This is a genomic window from Microbacterium sp. NPDC058269 (assembly GCF_042881445.1).
Lineage (GTDB): Bacteria > Actinomycetota > Actinomycetes > Actinomycetales > Microbacteriaceae > Microbacterium.
The window spans coordinates 1,136,481-1,153,334 of record NZ_JBHVXT010000001.1 but is presented as its reverse complement, the minus strand read 5'-3'; the positions used below and the strand labels follow the sequence as shown (position 1 = coordinate 1,153,334).

Below are 16,854 nucleotides of genomic sequence, written 5' to 3'. Positions count from 1 at the left end.
GGTTTTCCGCGGTTTTCTCCGAGTTCCGGGCAGTTACAAGGGCGTCCTAGGTATGCGTGACCAAGCATGCGGGCGCGGGTAGCGTGAGAGCGTGACCACCTCCGAGACACCCCTTGTGAGCGTTCTGGACGAGACCGGACGGTACGCCCCGTCCGCCGCCGCAGAACGGTACCTTCCCCTGATCGAAGCGATCGGCGACGCCGAACTCGAGCAGTTCTACCGGGACATGGTCGTCATCCGCGCGATCGACACCCAGGCGACGAACCTGCAGAGGCAGGGACAGCTCGCGCTGTGGCCGCCGAGCCGGGGGCAGGAGGCGGCGCAGGTCGGCTCCGGTCGTGCGGCCCGGGCCCAGGACACGATCTTCCCCTCCTACCGCGAGCACGCGGTGACCCGCATCCGCGGCGTCGACCCGGTCGACATCATCAAACTGATGCGCGGTGTCTCGCACGGCGGGTGGGACCCCACCGACCCCAAGAACGGCAACACGCGGCTGTACACGCTCGTGCTCGGATCGCAGGTGCTGCACGCCGCGGGCTATGGCATGGGTCTCGTCTTCGACGGCCGCACCGGTACGGGCGACCTCGACCGCGACGAGGCCGTCATCACCTACTACGGCGACGGTGCTTCCAGCCAGGGCGACGTGCACGAGGCGATGGTCTTCGCTGCGAGCTACCAGGCGCCGACGGTCTTCTTCCTCCAGAACAACCACTGGGCGATCTCGGTGCCCGTGTCCACGCAGTCGCGTGTTCCGCTGGTGCAGCGCAGCGCCGGCTACGGCATCCCGAGTGTCCGGGTCGACGGCAACGACGTGCTCGCCAGCTATGCGGTCTCCCGCACAGCTCTCGACGAGGCCCGCGCCGGCAACGGACCGCAGGCGATCGAGGCGGTCACCTACCGGCTCGGCGCGCACACCACGAGCGACGACCCGACGAAGTACCGCGGCAGCGACGAGGAGCAGTACTGGGCCGGTCGCGACCCGATCGTCCGGATGCGCGCCTTCCTCGAGGGCCGCGGAGCATCGGCGCAGCTCTTCGACGACGTCGAGGCCGAGGCCGCGGATGCCGCGGAGGATCTGCGCGCCCGCACCGTCGAGCTCACCGCCCCCAGCGCCGACAAGATGTTCGACCATGTCTACAGCGAGCCGCATCCGTTGATCGACGAGCAGAAAGCCTGGCGCGCGCAGTACGAGGCGTCTTTCGAAGACGCGTCGTTCGAAGGAGGAGCCCGGTGACTCTCGAGACGATGCCGCTCAGCAAGGCGCTGAATGCGGGGATGCGCAAGGCGATGGAGAACGACCCGAAGGTCCTGCTCATGGGCGAGGACATCGGCAAGCTCGGTGGCGTCTTCCGTGTGACGGAGCACCTGCAGCGCGACTTCGGCGACCGTCGGGTGCTCGACACCCCGCTGGCCGAGTCCGGGATCGTCGGCACCGCGATCGGCATGGCGATGGTCGGGTTCCGTCCCGTCATCGAGATCCAGTTCGACGGCTTCGTGTTCCCCGCGTTCGACCAGATCACCACGCAGCTGGCGAAGCTCACCAACCGGCACGAGGGCGCGATCAGCATGCCGATCGTCATCCGCATCCCCTACGGCGGACACATCGGCGCGGTCGAGCACCACCAGGAGAGCCCGGAGGCGTACTTCGCGCACACTCCCGGCCTGCGCGTGGTCTCGCCGTCGACACCGAACGACGCGTACTGGATGATCCAGGAGGCGATCGCGTCGAACGACCCCGTGATCTTCATGGAGCCGAAGAGCCGTTACTGGCAGAAGGGCGAGGTCGAGCTCGACGCGTCCGCCGTTCCGCTGCACTCCTCACGAGTCGTGCGCTCCGGCAGCGACGTGACGCTCGTCGGACACGGCGCGATGGTCACCACGCTCCTGCAGGCCGCGGCGCTCGCCGAAGCCGAGGGCACGAGTTGCGAGGTCGTCGACGTGCGCTCGCTCTCCCCTGTGGACTACGAGCCGATCCTCGACTCGGTGCGAAAGACCGGACGCATGGTCTACGCGCAGGAGGCGCAGGGTTTCGGAAGCATCGGCGGTGAGATCGCCGCGACCGTCATGGAGCGGGCGTTCTACGCGCTCGAGGCTCCGGTGCTGCGCGTCTCCGGCTACGACACCCCGTTCCCGCCGGCGAAGCTCGAAGGCGCGTACCTCCCGGATGCCGATCGCATCCTCGAGGCCGTCGACCGCTCGCTGGCATACTGACATATCCGCTCGGCCGAAAGGACTCGTCATGAGCACGCAGAACTTCACCCTCCCCGACGTCGGGGAAGGCCTCACGGAGGCCGAGATCGTGGCCTGGAAGGTCGCCCCCGGCGACACGGTCGCGATCAACGACGTGCTCTGCGAGATCGAGACGGCCAAGTCGCTCGTCGAGCTGCCCTCGCCGCACGCCGGTGTGGTGGGTGAGCTGCTCGTCGAAGAGGGCGCGACGGTCGAGGTCGGCACGCCCATCATCACCTTCGTGACCGAGCCTGCGGCGGGTGCTCCGGCGGCTCCGGTCGCCGCGGCTCCTGCCGCGGAAGAGGGCGGTGGCTCGGTGCTGGTCGGCTACGGCACGGGTGGCGGTGCGACCTCGCGTCGCAAGCGCCCGGCCGAGCGTCCGGTCCGTTCTTCGGTCGGCGTGATCGCGAAGCCCCCGATCCGCAAGCTCGCGCGGGACCTCGGCGTCGACCTCACGACGGTCGCCGCGACCGGCGCCGACGGCGAAGTCACGAGGGACGACGTCATGAAGCACGCCTCGCAGGCGAGCGTCTTCCGCAACATCGAGACTCCCGAGTGGGGGACGGTGCGCGAGGAGACCGTGCCCGCACCGCAGGCTGCACCGGCAGGGCTCGCACGCGGACTCGCTCCGACCCAGCCTTCGGCCGCCGGCGACGACCGTACCGAGTCGATTCCGGTGAAGGGTGTGCGCAAGGCCACGTCTTCGGCGATGGTGCAGAGCGCGTACTCGGCCCCGCACGTGACGGTGTGGAAGGAGATCGACGCCAGCCGCACGATGGAGCTCGTCAAGCGCCTCAAGGCCTCGCCCGACTACGCCGACATCCGGGTCTCACCGCTGCTGATCATGGCGCGCGCCGTGATCTGGGCTGCCCGCCGCACCCCGATGGTCAACGCCGCCTGGATCGAGACGGAAGCCGGTGCCGAGATCGCCGTGCGCCACTACGTGAACCTCGGTATCGCCGCCGCCACCCCGCGTGGCCTGCTGGTGCCGAACATCAAGGACGCCCAGGACCTCGGCATGAAGGACCTGGCGCGGGCGCTGAACCGTCTGACGCTCACGGCGCGCGAGGGCAAGACCCCGCCGGCCGATCAGCAGGGCGGCACGATCACGATCACGAACATCGGTGTGTTCGGGATGGATGCCGGCACCCCGATCATCAACCCCGGCGAGGCCGGCATCGTGGCGATGGGCACCATCAGCCAGAAGCCGTGGGTCGTCGACGGCGAGGTGCGTCCGCGCTGGGTGACCACGGTCGCCGGTTCCTTCGACCACCGCGTGATCGACGGCGACGGCATGAGCCGTTTCATCGCCGATGTCGCCTCGGTTCTCGAGGAGCCCGCGCTGCTCGTGGACTGAATCCGCGCTAGGCGCTCGCGCGCAGACGTTCCTCGGCCAACAGCGGCACCGCGTGCTCCCTGGCCGCGCGGCGAGCGGTCGCCACGGCCCCGCGTGAGACGACCTCGGCCCCGAGCGTCGAGGCCAGGATCTCCGGCGCGGGCAGGTGCAGCTCTTCGGGGAGGATGCGTCGGGCCGCGGTCAGCACGGGCTCGATGCTCTCGGCGACCGCTCCGCACACGATGACGCGTGTCGGGTCGTACATGCTGCCGAGCACGCCGACGATGCGGGCGACGGTGGCCCCGACGCGGGAGGTGACCAGCACGGCATCGGGGTCGCCCGATGCGGCGAGGGTCAGCACGAGCCGCGGGTCGATGCGGTCGGTCTCGGCGAGGCGGCCGACCACGCTGTCCTGCGCGATCTCTCCGGAGTCGAGCGCCGCGCGCACCTGATCCTGCACGGAGTAGCGGAGCCCGAACGCCGAGCCGACGCCCACGATGTGGTCGAACACGACGCCCTCGCCGACGCCGCCGTGCGCACCGTGCAGCACGTGGCCGTCGACCACCACGCCGCCGCCGAACCGTTCGCTCGCGAGCAGGGCGACGTAGTCGCGGCATCCGATTGCCGCACCTTCCGCGCCCTCGGCGATGGCGGCGAGCTGCGCGTCGTTCTTGATCTGGACGACCGGGGCCCAGTCGCGCAGGGCCTCAGCCAGGCCGGGGTTGGTGCGCTCCCAGAAGCCGTCGGGGTGGGGCGGGGAGATGCCGTCGCGGTTCACAGGCGCCGCGACGCCGACGCACAGCGCGAGCACCTGGTCGCGCGTCACGTCGGCCTCGGCGAGCGCATCGCCCAGGCGCTCGAGGATCGTTGCGCGTCGCTCCTCGGCCGACTGCGAGGGCTCGAACTCCACGCGGTGATGCACGAGGGTCCGGTCGAGGGGGTCGGCCACGGTGACGGCGAGGTGGGTGTCTCCCGCGTCCATCCCGATCACGACGCCGAGGTCGGGGGCCAGCGCGAAGCGGCGAGAGGGGCGACCGGAGCGGTAGGTGCCGGCGGCCCGTGCGTTCGGGAGCTCGCGCAGCACGTCTGCGCCGACCAGGGTGTCGATCGCGTCGATCGCGGTCGAGCGGGTCAGGGAGGTGCCGGCCATCGCCTCGGTCGCGGTGAATTCGCCCGCCGTCCAGGCGAAGTCGAGCACTGCTCCGACGCTCGCGCGCCCTGTTCCCAGGTCTGCGGAGACTTCTGTCATTGCGCTTGACCTCCCTGTCTTCCAATGAGAGAGTACCGTTCGACAGAATAAATTCGCTCACTAGATTTAGTGCATGGATTTATACGAGGAAAGGACGACGGTGTCTGAGAGACGAACACGCGCGGTGCGAGCGGTGGCCGCAGCCCTGGGGGTCACCCTGGTCGGCACGGCGCTCGCCGGCTGCGCTCCCGACACGGGGGCGGAGACCATCCGCTTCACGTTCAGCAAGCGCGAGGCGATCGAGTTCATGACCGCCCTCGTCGCCGAGTACAACTCCTCGCAGAGCGTCGTGAAGGTCGAGATCGACACCTCGGGCGTCGACGTCGTCTCGGCGAGCTTCGTGCGGGGCAATCCGCCCGACATCATGCTCGCCAACTACAACTACGAGATCGCCCGGTTCGTGCAGCGCTGCGCCCTCACCGATCTCTCCGAGACCGACGCAGCCGCGAACATCCGCGACGACCTGCAGCCGCTCATGGATCAGTATGGATCCTGCGAGGGCCGCACGAGCGCCCTGCCGTACTCGGTGATGGCGGCATCCGTCATCTACAACAAGGAGATCTTCCAGGCGCAGGGGCTCGAGGTGCCGCAGACCTGGGACGAGCTGCTCGCCGTGTGCGACCAGCTGAAGGCCGCCGGCATCGACCCGTTCTACGGCACCTTCAAAGACGACTGGACCGTCGGGCAGGGCTGGTACGACTACACGGCCGGCGGCTCCGTCGACGTGATCGACTTCTTCGACGCTCTCGCAGCGGAGGGTGCGGATGTCGGCCCCGACTCCGAGGTCTCGTTCTCGAAGGACTTCGCCGAGCCGATGGACCGGATGCTGCAGCTCGCGAACGACTACACGAACGAGGATGCTCCGAGCCGCGGCTACGGCGACGGCAACCTCGCGTTCGGCAAGGGCGAGGCCGCGATGTACCTGCAGGGTCCGTGGGCCTTCAGCGAGATCGCGAAGACCGCACCCGACCTGCAGCTGGGCACCTTCCCGCTGCCGATGACCGACGACCCGGCCGACCTCGGCGTGCGCGTCAACATGGACCTCGCCGCGATGATCCCGGAGGGCTCGCACCATCAGGAGGCCGCCCGCGACTTCCTCGAGTTCCTCTACGAGCCGCAGAACATCGAGGAGTACAACGCCTCGCAGCTCGGCTTCACCCCCACGAAGGGTGCCCCAGCCCCCGACGACCCCCGCGTCGAGGGGATGATCGAGTACTACGACAACGGGCAGATCTATCAGGGTCCCTCGGTGCTCGTTCCCAAGACGCTTCCGATGATGAACTACGCGCAGGCGATGGTGCTCGGCGCCTCTCCCACCTCCATCCTGCGCACCATGGACGCGGACTGGGCGCGCATCGCCTTCCGTGCGCCGATCCCCTCGACGAAGGACACCGCATCCGCTTCCGGCGAGACAGAGGAGTCCGCGCCATGAGCACCACCACCCCCACCACGACCGGCGACAGCACGACCCTCATCGTCACCGGCGGCGACCGAAAGCTCCGGCGGCACACGCGTCGCGTCGAACCGATCTACTACCTGTTCCTGCTGCCGACCCTGGTGATCTTCACTCTGGCGATCACGGTGCCCGGGGTCATCGGCATCTTCTTCAGCTTCACAGACTCGATCGGCATCGGGGAGTGGAACTTCAACGGGCTGACGAACTACATCGCGCTGTTCAGCGACCCGTCGATCCTGCAGAGCTACCTGTTCACGTTCGGATTCTCGATCGCGACCGTCATCGTCGTGAACGTGGTCGCGTTCCTGCTGGCGGTCGGACTCACCTCGCGCATCCGCTTCAAGACCGCCCTGCGCACGATCTTCGTGATCCCGATGGTGATCTCGGGCATCATCATCGCCTACGTGTTCAACTTCCTGTTCTCGAACTCGATCCCGGCGGCGGGGGCGGCGGCCGGCATCCCGTGGCTCGAGACGAGCCTGCTCGCCAACCCCGACCTCGCCTGGGTCGCGATCGTCATCGTCACCGCCTGGCAGGCCGTTCCCGGCACGCTGCTGATCTACATCGCCGGGCTCCTCTCGGTCCCCGGCGAGGTCTACGAGGCAGCCAGCATCGACGGCGCCAGCAAGACGCAGCAGCTCACCCGGATCACGCTCCCGCTCGTCGCGGGGTACGTGGTGATCAACGTGATCCTCGGATTCAAGGGATTCCTGAACGCCTACGACATCATCGTCGGCCTCACGAACGGCGGCCCCGGCACCTCGACCCGCAGCGTCGCCATGACGATCATCGCGGGCTTCAACGGCGGCGACTACGCCTACCAGATGGCCAACGCGACCATCTTCTTCATCGTCGCCGTGCTCATCTCCCTCCTCCAGCTGTCGCTGACGCGCGGAAGGAACGCACTCTGATGTCGACGCAGACACTCACCACCATCCCCACATCGGGCAAGAAGCGCCGCGTGCGCATGGAGCGCGTGAACTGGTCGGGCACGATCATCCTGATCCTGTGCGCCGTGACCGTGCTCCTGCCGTTGTACGTGACCATCTCGATGGCCCTCAAGACCACGGGTCAGGCGGTCGACGGCAACGCCTTCTCGCTCCCGGCTCCGTTCAGCATCGACGGCTTCGTCCAGGCCTGGACGCTCACGAAGTTCCCCGTCGGCGCGGGCATCTCGCTGCTCGTCACCGCGGGCACCGTGACCGCGACGATCGTGCTGGCGGCCTTCGCCTCCTACGCCATCGTGCGCAACTGGGACCGCCGGCTGTTCCGGTATTCGTTCTTCTACCTGCTCGCGGCGATGTTCATCCCGTTCCCCGTCGTGGCGCTGCCGCAGATCCAGCTGACCGGACGTGTCGGGCTCGACAATCCGCTCGGGGTCATCATCCTCGCGACCATGTTCCAGCTGAGCTTCAGTGTGCTGCTGTTCACGGCGTTCCTGCGGTCGATCCCGATCGAGCTGGAGGAGAGTGCGCGCATCGACGGCGCCACGACCTGGCAGACGTTCTGGAAGCTGATCTTCCCCCTGCTCGCCCCGATGAGCGCGACCGTCGGCATCTTCGCGTTCCTGTACGCCTGGAACGACTTCATGATGCCGTCGCTCATCATCGCCGACCCGGCGCTGCAGACGCTCCCGGTACGGCAGAACCTGTTCCAGACCCAGTTCAGCAACAACTACAACGTCGCGTTCGCCTCGTACCTGATGGCGATGGCACCCGCGATCGTGGCCTACCTGTTCACGCAGCGATGGGTCATGGAGGGCGTCACGCAGGGCGCCGTCAAGGGCTGACGCTCACCGAGCACCCGACCACCGGAAAGAAAGAAGGAGTTCTCCTCTCATGACCGACGCGCTTCTCGCCGAGACCCGCACCGCCGATGACGCCGCCTGGTGGCGTCAGGCAGCCGTCTACCAGATCTACCCGCGCAGCTTCGCCGACGCGAACGGCGACGGGATCGGCGACATCCCGGGCATCGTCTCGCGGGCCGACTACCTCCAGGGCCTCGGCATCGATGCGGTGTGGCTCAGCCCGTTCTATCCCTCCGCGCTCGCCGACGGCGGATACGACGTCGCCGACTACCGTGACGTCGACCCGCGGCTCGGCACCCTCGCCGACTTCGACGACATGGTCGAGGCGCTGCACTCCCGCGGCATCCGCGTGATCGTCGACATCGTCCCGAACCACTCCTCCGACCAGCACGAGTGGTTCCAGGAGGCGCTCGCCGCCGGACGCGGTTCGGCCGCACGCGAGCGCTACATCTTCCGGGAGGGCACCGGACCCGACGGTTCGGAGCCGCCGACCGACTGGGACTCCGTGTTCGGCGGCAGCGCCTGGGAGCGCGTGGCGGACGGTCAGTGGTACCTGCACAACTTCGCGGTGGAGCAGCCCGACCTCAACTGGGATCACCCCGAGGTGCGCGCCGACTTCCTGAAGACCCTGCGCTTCTGGTCGGACCGCGGGGTCGACGGGTTCCGCATCGACGTCGCCCACATGCTCACGAAGGACCTCACCGAGCCGCTGCCGTCGCGTGCCGAGCTCGACGCGATGGACCGCACCTCGGGAACGCACCCGATGGTCGACCGCGACGACGTGCACGAGATCTACGCCGAGTGGCGTGCGGTGTTCGACGAGTACGACCCGCCGCGCACCGCCGTCGCCGAGGCCTGGGTGGAGACTCCGGAGCGCCGTGCGAAGTACGCCTCGGCCGAGGGGCTCGGGCAAGCGTTCAACTTCGACCTGCTCGTGGCCGATTTCGACGCCGCGCAGTTCCGGAGCATCATCGCCGACAACCTGCAGCAGGCGCAGGCGACCGGATCGTCGACTACCTGGGTGCTGTCGAACCACGACGTCACCCGTCACGCCACCCGCTACGGTCTCCCCGCGCTGAACGGCCGCCCCGTCAAGCAGGGCACCGAGTGGGTCAAGGCGGGCGGCCCGGCAGAGGGGCTGGACCGCGAGGGCGGACTCCGCAGGGCGCACGCCGCGACCCTGCTGCTGCTCGGCCTTCCTGGCAGCACCTACCTCTACCAGGGGGAGGAGCTCGGACTCCACGAGGTGGCGCAGATCACACCGGAGCAGCGTCAGGACCCGGGCTTCTTCCGCGGTGCCGACTTCGACGGCCTCGGCCGTGACGGATGCCGTGTGCCGCTGCCGTGGACCGCGGCCGGTTCCTCGCACGGCTTCGGGACTGCGGGTGCGCACCTTCCGCAGCCGGAGTGGTTCGCCCAGTACGCGGTCGACGTCGAGGCGGCCGATCCTTCGTCGACGCTCTCGCTGTACCGGGAGGCCCTGCGCCTGCGGCACCTTCTGCAGACCGGCGAGACGCTGGAGTGGATCGAGACCGGACGCACCGACGTGCTGCGCTTCGCCCGGCCGAACGGATGGCAGGTGGTGTCGAACTTCGGTGCCGAGTCGTTCGATCTGGGTGCGGACGCCGCCGACGTGGTGCTCGCGAGTGAAGCGCTCGACGGCTCGACGCTGCCCGGCGAAACCACCGCCTGGATCGCACCGGCCGGCCTGCGCAGCTGATTCCCGCGCCCTCCGAATCGATTTGATAATGGTTCTCATTAGCGTTTAGAGTGAGGACATGAAGAAGCCCGTCGTCGCCCTCGCCCTCGCATCCGTCGCCGCTCTCGCGCTGGCCGGATGCTCCACCCCCTCGGCGGGAGAGGGCGACGACGGCACTATCACTGTCGTCGCGAGCACGAACGTCTACGGCGACATCGCGGCGACGATCGGCGGCGATCGCGTCGATGTGCAGTCGATCATCACCTCCGCCTCGCAGGATCCGCACTCCTACGAAGCCAGCGCGCGCGACCGGCTGACCGTGCAAAAGGCCGACCTCGTGATCGAGAACGGCGGCGGCTACGACGCCTTCATCGACACGCTGCTGCAGGATGCGAAGGACCCGCACGTCGTCACGGCCGTCGAGTACTCGCACGACTTCCCCGGCAACGAGGGCCACGACGACGAAGCCGACCACGACCACACGGACGAGTCGGCGACCGGTGCGCCCGAGGAGAGCGACGCCCCCGAGGAAGACGCTGACGACCACGATCACGCCGAGGGCGAAGAGGGTCACGAGGGGCACGACCATATCGAGGGCTTCAACGAGCACGTCTGGTTCGACCCGCACACGATGATCCACGTCGTCGAGGCCATCGCCGACGAGCTGACCGAGCTCGACCCCGACGGTGCGAAGGAGTTCGCCGCCAACGCGGCCGACCTCACCGCCGACCTCGAGGGCTTCGAGACGGAGCTTGCGACCCTCCAGACAGATGCTCCGGACGTCGACGTCTTCATCACCGAGCCGCTGCCCGGGTACCTCGCCGCCGCCGCCGGCTTCACCGATGTCACGCCCGAAGGATTCGCCGAGTCGGTCGAGGAGGGCACCGACGTCGCCCCGGCCGTGCTGCTCCAGGCGCTCGACGTGATCGGCAGCGGTCAGGTCACCGCTCTGCTGACCAACGCTCAGACCGGCGGATCCGAGACGCAGCGCGTCGAGACCGCGGCGAAGGACGCCGGCATCCCCGTCGTCGCCTTCACGGAGCTGCTCGAGGACGGATCGTCGTACTCTGAGTGGATGAGTGACGCGATCCAGAGCCTCGCCGCCGCCGTCCAGTCGTGAGCGGCACCGCACAGCGCGAGAATCCGGTCCTCGAGATCTCCGACGCGTCGCTGCACCGCGGCGACCGGGAACTCTGGTCGGGTCTCGACCTCACGGTCGAGCCGGGGGAGTTCATCGCGGTTCTCGGCCCCTCCGGGTCGGGCAAGACCACCCTGCTGCGCAGCATCCTGGGTCTGCAGCCGCTGTCGTCCGGGACGATCCGCGTCGCGGGTGAGCCCGTGCACCGCGGCAACTCCCGCATCGGGTACATCCCGCAGCAGCGCTCGCTCGCCCCCGACACGAGCATGCGCGCTCGCGACCTGGTCGCCCTCGGGGTGCAGGGGAGCCGCTTCGGCTTCCCCATCCCGCACCGCGGCGACCGTGCCAAGGTCGACCGTCTGCTCGAATCCGTCGGCGCCTCGCACTTCGCGGACCGTCGCGTCGGACTTCTCTCGGGCGGTGAGCAGCAGCGTCTCCGGGTCGGGCAGGCCCTCGCAGACGAACCCGCCCTGCTGCTGTGCGACGAGCCGCTGTCGAACCTCGACCTCGCCAATCAGGTCGCTGTGACCGACATCATCGACCGTCAGCGCCGTGAGCGCGCGGCGGCGGTGCTGTTCGTCACGCACGACATCAACCCGATCCTCGGCCGGGTCGACCGCATCCTCTACATCGCCGGCGGGCGGTTCCTGCTCGGGACCCCCGACGAGGTGCTGCAGACGCGCGTGCTCACCGACCTCTATGGCACCCCGGTGTTCGTGCTGCGGGCGGGCGACCGGCTCGTCGTCGTCGGTGTTCCGGATGCCGAGCCCCACCACGACCACGGCGACCACGAGCACGGAGGAGCGGCATGAGCGCCGCACTGGGCATGGTGCCCCTGGTCGACTGGAGCGACGTCTTCTCGTTCCAGGACTACGGCGAGCTCGTCGCCCTGCTGTCGAACTCGATCATCGCGGGCGCCGTGCTCGGCATCGTCGGCGGACTCATCGGCGTCTTCGTGATGCAGCGCGACCTCGCTTTCGCGGTGCACGGCGTCAGCGAGCTGTCGTTCGCCGGGGCCGCAGCCGCCCTCCTCTTCGGTGGCAGCGTCGTGGCCGGATCTCTCGGCGGTGCCCTCGTGGCCGCCATCCTGATCGGCATCCTCGGAGCCAAGGCCAGGGACCGCAACTCGATCGTCGGCGTGCTCATGCCGTTCGGCCTCGGCCTCGGCATCCTGTTCCTCTCGCTCTACGACGGCCGCAGTGCCAACAGGTTCAGCCTGCTCACCGGGCAGATCGTCTCGGTCTCGAGCCCCGACCTCGGCTGGCTCATCGGCATCAGCATGGTCGTGCTGATCGGGCTGCTCGTGATGTGGAATCCGCTGCGGTTCGACTCGCTCGACCCGGAGTCGGCCGCCGCGCGCGGGGTGCCCACCCGTGCCGTCAGTCTGCTGTTCATGGTGCTGCTGGGCCTGATCGTCGCGGTGAGCGTGCACATCATCGGAGCGCTGCTGGTGATGGCGCTGCTGGTCACACCCGCGGCCGCCGCGATGCGCGTCACCGCCGGACCCATCGCCGTGCCGCTGCTGGCCGCGCTGTTCGGATTCGTCTCGGCGGTCGGCGGCATCCTGCTCGCCCTCGCCGGAACACTCCCCGTGAGCCCGTACATCACGACCCTGTCGTTCACGATCTACGTGGTGTGCTGGATCGTGCAGAAGACGCGGGCCCGGGTTCGCCGTGTGCCGGCCTGACCCCCGGCTTTCGAATCGCGTGAATGGTCGGAAATCGGGCCGGGATGCGACCACTTGCGCGATTCGAAGGGTGAGGATCCACTCCCAGCCCTCCCCAACCCCCGCGGCCTAGACTCTTCGTATGGCTCAGCGGAACACCTGGCAGCGCGAACGCGTGCGCGAAGCACTCGCCGACGCGCGCGGATTCGTGAGCGCGCAGAGCCTGCACGCCGCACTGCGCGACGACAACACCGGCATCGGCCTCGCCACGGTCTACCGTGCGCTGGCCGGCCTCGCCGCATCCGGAGACGCCGACTCGCTGCAGAGCCCCGAAGGTGAGGCGCTGTACCGCGCCTGCACCACGCAGGGCCACCACCATCACCTCATCTGCCGATCCTGCGGTCTGACCGTCGAGATCGAGGCGAAAGACGTCGAGCAGTGGGCGCACCGCACCGCCGCGCTGCACGGCTTCACCGAGGCCGCCCACGTGGTCGACATCTTCGGTCTGTGCACTCCCTGCGCGAATAAGCGCGACGCGGAGAGGGCCGCGTCCGCGTGAGCTCCTCGGCAGCAACGGCGACCCGTCACGGCCACTCCCATCGCCCGGCACCCTCGCCGCGATCGGCATGGATCGGCGTCGGCCTCGGCGCCGCCATCATCGCCGCGCTCTTCCTGATCGACGCCTTCCTGCCGTCGCTGTTCCCCGCATCGCTGCCCACTCGCGCGCAGGACGGTCTCACCCTCGCCCTGAGCGTGCTCATCGAGGCCCTGCCGTTCGTGATCCTCGGCGTGCTGCTGTCGATCGTCGTGCAGGTGTGGCTTCCGGCCGATGTGATCCACCGGTGGCTGCCGAAGCGCGCGTGGGCCCGCCGGGCCGTGCTGTCGCTGCTGGGCATGCTGATCCCGGTGTGCGAGTGCGGCAACGTCCCCTTCGCCCGCGGACTCATGATGCGCGGACTCGCTCCGGCCGAGGCGATGACGTTCCTGATCGCGGCGCCCATCGTGAACCCGATCGTGATCCTCACCACGCATGCGGCCTTCGGATGGGACGGCGGCATCCTCGTCGCCCGCCTCGTCGGCGGCTACCTGATCGCGAACCTGATCGGCTGGATCTACAGCCGTCACCCCGACCCCGACGGCATGCTCACGCAGCGTTTCGTCGACACGTGCGACCGCGTCACCCACGAACCGGGTACCCCGGTGCGCCGCAGCCTCACGCAGTTCCTCGTCGAGCTGCGCGCCGTGATGCCCGCGCTCGTGATCGGCTCGGCCCTGGCCGGAGCCGTGCAGGTGCTGATCCCGCGGGAGTGGCTGCTGGCGATCGGGTCGAACCCGGTGCTGTCGATCGTCGCGATGATGGCGCTCGCGATGACCGTGGCCATCTGCTCGAACGTCGATGCGTTCTTCGCGCTGTCGTTCGCCTCGACATTCTCCTCCGGTGCCCTCGTCGCCTTCCTGCTCGTCGGTCCGCTCGTCGACATCAAGATGCTCGCGCTCATGCGCACGACATTCACCACCCGCACGCTCGTCGGGATCGTCGGCATCGTGCTCGCCTCGGCCTTCGCGATCGGGATCGGGGTGAACGTCCTTGTCTGAGCAGATGGCGCGGTCCGAGCAGACCGCTGCCCGCGCACGTGCACTCGGCACCCGGTGGCTGGGAGTGGGTCTCGCCGCCGTGATCTCCGTCGTCACGCTCGGCCTCGGCCTCACCGGACGTCTCAACCTCTACATCAGCCCCGAGTCGGTGTGGTTCGCCTGCACCGCCGCCGTCGTGACCCTGGCGGGAGCGATTTGGTCGTGCACCCTCCCGCTCGGCGAGGAGGGCGACCACGGCCACGATCACGGGCCTGTCGCTGCTCCAGTGGATGCGCGTCACGACGACGGAGATCACGACAGGGCGCCGGCCTCCTCCCGCCGCTCGCTCGCCGGCGTCGCGGCCGTCACCGGTGGGGTCATCGCCTCCGGGGTCGTCGTGGCGGCTCTCGTGCTGCCGCCGGCCTCGCTGTCGGTCGAGCTCGCGATGTCGCGTGCAGGCGAGCAGAGCGCGTTGTTCTCCGGTGCGGACACGGTCGCGCTCGGCGTGGCCGACACCTCGACCTTCGGTGTCGGCGACTGGGCGAGCGTCTTCGCCGCGGCGACGAACACAGCTGCCTACGACGGCGCACCGGTGAAGCTCACGGGCTTCGTGACGCCGGGCGGCTCGGGCGATGACGGCGTGAACCTGACCCGCCTGGTCATCACCCACTGCGTGATCGACGCGCAGACCGCGGTGCTGCCGGTCGATGTGAAGGCCGACGACTACGCGACCGGCCAATGGGTCGAGATCACCGGAACCGTGCGAGCGGACGCCGACGGCAAGCTCCGCATCGAGCCGACCGATGTCGCCGCGATCGACGAGCCGGGAGACCCCTATGAGTACTGACGACGAGCGCCCCGAAGTGCCCGCCGTCCCGCGCACCCGCGCGGAGATGCGTGCAGCGCGAGAAGCGGCCGAGGCGGCGGAGGCCGAGCGGATCGACCGCGCCGTCGCGTCCGCCGATCATGTCGCGCAGCCCGCCGGCGAGACCCCGCAGCCCGTCGATCAGCCGGATGCCGATGCGGACGAAGCGTCCCTTCGCGAGACGGCCGCGCGTGAGGTCGCCGCGCGTGAGGCCGCCGTTCGTGAGGCGGGTGACCGAGAGGTCGCGGAGCAGGAAGCCGCCGCCCGCAAGATGGCCGCCTTCGAGGCCGCAGCGCGCGAGGATGCCGAGGCGACGACGCTTCCTCCCGTCCCGCTTGCGACGGAGCCCGTATTCGTCGGCGCCGCCCCCGAGCCTGCCGCCGAAGCCGCAGCCGCGGAGGAGCCCTACGCACCGCCGGCACCGCACGTCGCCACCGCCGAGCGGGAGCCCGGTCACACGCCGGTGAGCCGTCGCCGGTTCGCGGTCACGCTCGTCGCGGTGCTCGGCGTTCTCGTCGTCGTCGGCACCGGATTGGGTGTCGCCAGCCTTCTGCAGGGCCCGCGCATCAGCGACGTGCAGGTGAACGCCGCGCAGGCGATCGAGTCGTCCGGGAGCCGTGTCATCCTGACCGCGAACCAGGCGCTCGCCGACATCGACCCCGCCCAGGTCTCGGTCGAGCCGGACGTGCCGTTCACGGTCGACGCCTCCGGTCGGGGCGTCGGTATCCGCTTCACCGTCCCGCTGGACGATTCGACCGAGTACAAGATCCGTGTGGCCGATGTCGTCGGTGCCGGGGGCGGCCCGACGACGACGCTGACCACGAGCTTCACGACTCCGCCGTCGAACATCTTCCTGCTGCGTCGCGATGTCGAGGGCAAGGACAAGATCTTCCTCACCGACCTCAGCGGCGAGAAGGCCGTTCCGGTCTTCGAGCACGACAAGATCAACGACTTCCGCGCGACGTCGACGAAGCTCGTGGTCGCGGTGGCGGAGGACGGCGGATCCCGACTGCTCGTGATGGACCGCGACGGCAAGAACCAGCGCGAATTGAAGCTCCCCGGCGACGGCTACGTGAGCGCGATCCAGGTCTCCGAGCGCGGCGGCCTCGTCGGCTACAGCTATTCCGATAAGGAGCTGAGCGACACCGAGGGGCGCGCGAGCGTGCTCGTCACCCAATCGCTGAGCGGCGATGACGACCCGCAGATCATCGAGGTCGCCGGGTCTGAGGCGAGCGTCTTCGTCTGGCAGTTCGTGCCCGACAGTGCGGCCGTGCTGTTCATCGACTTCGACGGGGCACTTTCGCTCGTCGACCGCTCGACCGATGCCGGCGTGCAGTCCCTCGGCCTCGCCGCCACCATCCAGGGGATCTCCCGCGGCACCTACACAGCGATCGTCGAAAGGCCCGACGGGGCCGTGGTCGAGCTCGACCTCGCGAACGGGTCGGAGCAGCCGCTCGCCGCATCCGATCCCGATTACGGCACCGCGAGCTCGATCACGCCGTTCCCCGGCGGCACGCTGCGCCATGTGGTCGCCCGCGACGAAGAGGGACTCCCGATCGGACAGGTGGTCGTGCGCGTCGACGACGACGGCACGGCGACCCCGCTGGTCGAAGTCGGATCCACGGACTCGATCCTGCAGGCGTGTGCGTCGCCGAGCGGCCAGTACGCCGCCGTGGTCGTCGCGCCCGACCTGGCGGACAACGCGTACGACGGGATGCTGCTGCCGCTGCCCGAGAACGTCGAGACGCACCTGATCGACATGGCCTCGGGCAAGGAGATCGTCGCCCTCACCGGCTTCGATGCCTCGTGGTGCCAGACGGCCCCGCGATTCTGA

At 69.0% G+C, this 16,854-nt stretch carries 15 protein-coding genes; 14 read left to right on the top strand and 1 reads right to left on the bottom strand.

Annotated elements, in window-relative coordinates:
- Positions 1-91 precede the first annotated feature (91 nt).
- From ACFVWL_RS05720 to ACFVWL_RS05710, 3 genes are read left to right on the top strand one after another with little or no spacing between them, the layout of a single operon-like run.
- A complete protein-coding gene (locus tag ACFVWL_RS05720) occupies positions 92-1,234 on the top strand; it encodes a thiamine pyrophosphate-dependent dehydrogenase E1 component subunit alpha (protein ID WP_387179648.1) in 1,143 nt (380 codons plus the stop codon).
- A gap of 11 nt (positions 1,235-1,245) precedes the next feature.
- Positions 1,246-2,211: an alpha-ketoacid dehydrogenase subunit beta gene (locus ACFVWL_RS05715; protein WP_387180934.1), complete on the top strand. Its 966-nt coding sequence runs from the start codon at positions 1,246-1,248 to the stop codon at positions 2,209-2,211.
- 28 nt (positions 2,212-2,239) lie between these two features.
- Positions 2,240-3,586, top strand: a complete 1,347-nt coding sequence (locus ACFVWL_RS05710) for a dihydrolipoamide acetyltransferase family protein (RefSeq protein WP_387179646.1) — start codon at positions 2,240-2,242, stop codon at positions 3,584-3,586.
- A gap of 7 nt (positions 3,587-3,593) precedes the next feature.
- On the opposite strand, the gene ACFVWL_RS05705 is transcribed toward ACFVWL_RS05710, so the two are convergent.
- Positions 3,594-4,814: an ROK family protein gene (locus ACFVWL_RS05705; RefSeq protein ID WP_387179643.1), complete on the bottom strand. Its 1,221-nt coding sequence runs from the start codon at positions 4,812-4,814 to the stop codon at positions 3,594-3,596.
- A gap of 100 nt (positions 4,815-4,914) precedes the next feature.
- Between ACFVWL_RS05705 and ACFVWL_RS05700 the strand changes: the two genes are divergently transcribed.
- The 11 genes from ACFVWL_RS05700 to ACFVWL_RS05650 all read left to right on the top strand — a co-directional run bounded on the left by ACFVWL_RS05700 (position 4,915) and on the right by ACFVWL_RS05650 (position 16,854).
- The gene (locus ACFVWL_RS05700; protein WP_387179640.1) at positions 4,915-6,246 is read left to right on the top strand and encodes an ABC transporter substrate-binding protein; all 1,332 of its coding nucleotides are present in this window, start codon (positions 4,915-4,917) and stop codon (positions 6,244-6,246) included.
- Positions 6,243-7,181, top strand: coding sequence for a carbohydrate ABC transporter permease (locus ACFVWL_RS05695; protein ID WP_387179637.1), 939 nt, complete (start codon positions 6,243-6,245; stop codon positions 7,179-7,181). The genes ACFVWL_RS05700 and ACFVWL_RS05695 overlap by 4 nt, the downstream gene beginning before the upstream one ends.
- Positions 7,181-8,059 carry a carbohydrate ABC transporter permease gene (locus ACFVWL_RS05690; protein WP_387179634.1) on the top strand — a complete coding sequence of 293 codons (879 nt, stop codon included), beginning with the start codon at positions 7,181-7,183 and terminating at the stop codon, positions 8,057-8,059. Before ACFVWL_RS05695 ends, ACFVWL_RS05690 begins: the two co-directional genes overlap by 1 nt.
- 49 nt (positions 8,060-8,108) lie before the next feature.
- Positions 8,109-9,797 (top strand): glycoside hydrolase family 13 protein, encoded by a 1,689-nt coding sequence (locus ACFVWL_RS05685; protein WP_387179631.1) that lies wholly within the window; start codon positions 8,109-8,111, stop codon positions 9,795-9,797.
- Positions 9,798-9,855: 58 nt separating this feature from the next.
- A complete protein-coding gene (locus tag ACFVWL_RS05680) occupies positions 9,856-10,896 on the top strand; it encodes a metal ABC transporter solute-binding protein, Zn/Mn family (RefSeq protein ID WP_387179628.1) in 1,041 nt (346 codons plus the stop codon).
- On the top strand, positions 10,893-11,726 hold the full coding sequence (locus tag ACFVWL_RS05675) for a metal ABC transporter ATP-binding protein (protein WP_387179625.1): 834 nt from the start codon (positions 10,893-10,895) through the stop codon (positions 11,724-11,726). The genes ACFVWL_RS05680 and ACFVWL_RS05675 overlap by 4 nt, the downstream gene beginning before the upstream one ends.
- Positions 11,727-11,740: 14 nt before the next feature.
- Positions 11,741-12,601: a metal ABC transporter permease gene (locus ACFVWL_RS05670; RefSeq protein ID WP_387180932.1), complete on the top strand. Its 861-nt coding sequence runs from the start codon at positions 11,741-11,743 to the stop codon at positions 12,599-12,601.
- Positions 12,602-12,722: 121 nt separating this feature from the next.
- Positions 12,723-13,139, top strand: coding sequence for a Fur family transcriptional regulator (locus ACFVWL_RS05665; protein ID WP_021201611.1), 417 nt, complete (start codon positions 12,723-12,725; stop codon positions 13,137-13,139).
- Positions 13,136-14,176: a permease gene (locus ACFVWL_RS05660; RefSeq protein WP_387179622.1), complete on the top strand. Its 1,041-nt coding sequence runs from the start codon at positions 13,136-13,138 to the stop codon at positions 14,174-14,176. The genes ACFVWL_RS05665 and ACFVWL_RS05660 overlap by 4 nt, the downstream gene beginning before the upstream one ends.
- A 4-nt stretch (positions 14,177-14,180) precedes the next feature.
- A complete protein-coding gene (locus ACFVWL_RS05655) occupies positions 14,181-15,002 on the top strand; it encodes a TIGR03943 family putative permease subunit (protein WP_387179619.1) in 822 nt (273 codons plus the stop codon).
- Positions 14,992-16,854, top strand: a complete 1,863-nt coding sequence (locus ACFVWL_RS05650) for a hypothetical protein (RefSeq protein WP_387179616.1) — start codon at positions 14,992-14,994, stop codon at positions 16,852-16,854. Before ACFVWL_RS05655 ends, ACFVWL_RS05650 begins: the two co-directional genes overlap by 11 nt.